This is a genomic window from Virgibacillus sp. 7505 (assembly GCF_002272135.1).
In the GTDB taxonomy this organism is placed as follows: domain Bacteria; phylum Bacillota; class Bacilli; order Bacillales; family Amphibacillaceae; genus Terribacillus.
In genome coordinates this window covers 1-220 of record NZ_NPBF01000415.1, presented here as the reverse complement: position 1 = coordinate 220, position 220 = coordinate 1, and the positions used below count along the sequence as shown (strand labels likewise).

At 42.3% G+C, this 220-nt stretch carries 1 pseudogene; it reads right to left on the bottom strand.

The window, feature by feature from the left end:
- A pseudogene (locus tag CHH91_RS19570) lies at positions 1–198 on the bottom strand (M20 family metallopeptidase); the annotation flags it as partial.
- Positions 199–220 lie beyond the last annotated feature (22 nt).

Sequence of the window (220 nt, the reverse complement as noted above, 5' to 3'; positions counted from 1 at the left end):
CTCTAAGCCAGCAACGCCCCGTTCTACTTGGAAACCTTCTTTTTCTAAATAAGCAGATAACCATTCTGCTGCTTTGTATTCTTTAAAAGACAGTTCTGGGTTGGCATGAATCATGAGCGCCAGCTCTCGAAGTTCCTTATCCCGTTGATCCAATGCCGTTAAAATCTCTTGTTTTTCCGCCAATATTGTTGTTGCCATTGGAAACATCCACCTTTCTTAC